This window comes from Prevotella sp. LCP21S3_D2, assembly GCF_052118345.1.
Classification (GTDB): domain Bacteria; phylum Bacteroidota; class Bacteroidia; order Bacteroidales; family Bacteroidaceae; genus Prevotella.
On sequence record NZ_JBQKHJ010000083.1, the window covers coordinates 1 to 758 of the forward strand.

At 37.2% G+C, this 758-nt stretch carries 1 protein-coding gene and 1 pseudogene; both read right to left on the minus strand.

What is annotated here, in order from left to right:
• Positions 1 to 105: 105 nt before the first annotated feature.
• Positions 106 to 414: a P-loop NTPase fold protein gene (locus ACTQ16_RS16680; protein ID WP_441938554.1), complete on the minus strand. Its 309-nt coding sequence runs from the start codon at positions 412 to 414 to the stop codon at positions 106 to 108.
• Between the two features lie 21 nt (positions 415 to 435).
• Positions 436 to 585: pseudogene (locus tag ACTQ16_RS16685) on the minus strand (glycosyltransferase); the annotation flags it as partial.
• Positions 586 to 758 lie beyond the last annotated feature (173 nt).

The window sequence follows — 758 nt, forward strand, 5'->3', positions numbered from 1 at the left end:
AAATTGCAACACTAAGATAGGTGAAAAATCTGACATGGCAAAATCCTGAGCAACTTTTTGTTGCTCAGGAACTTATAAATAAAGTTAAATCAAAGTGTTGCGGAATTAAGGATATATAAACATTCTACGGAAGGAATCATTAGCATACTTCCAGGCATCATAAGTAATAAACTTATAGTTCTTACCCGATTTTTGAGCGCATTCATTCTCCAGTGTCTTTATAATGGTAGACTTACCTGTACCCCAGTCTCCATATAAGCCTATCGTAAAGGACTTATCATCTGGCACTCGCTCTATGCAATCAGCCAAAGCATCAGCATATACTTCTGTATTCAACAAATCAGAAGGAGCTGTACCATCATCCAGTTTCTGGAGGACTTTCTCTTCATCTATTATAAATTTTCGTGCTTCCATATATTTTTACTTTTATAAAGTAACATCCATCGTACCATCCGTTGAGCCTCCATCAATAATGAGGTACTCCACATTAGAGTACGTTTGGTTAATGACAGAGAGATTCATTTTCTCTATGTCGTTGACGGCATTATAGCATACGTAAATCACCGTTAGAACGTAACTACTGATTTTCAGCAGTTAGCACATCCAACATTTTTCAAAAAAAGCATATTATTAATTGGTATAGCCAAAGCTGCCTATTAGGCAGCCTTGACATTCACCTTTTTGTTCGAGTTATAATTACATGGGATTAGGGACATGAAGTCTTGCTCCCCCTCCATCAGTCGGGTGAGTATATCTTC

What these genes read in the sequence shown, in the direction of transcription:
- ACTQ16_RS16680 (WP_441938554.1), bottom strand. Translation starts at nt 414, where the DNA reads ATGGAAGCACGAAAATTTATAATAGATGAAGAGAAAGTCCTCCAGAAA.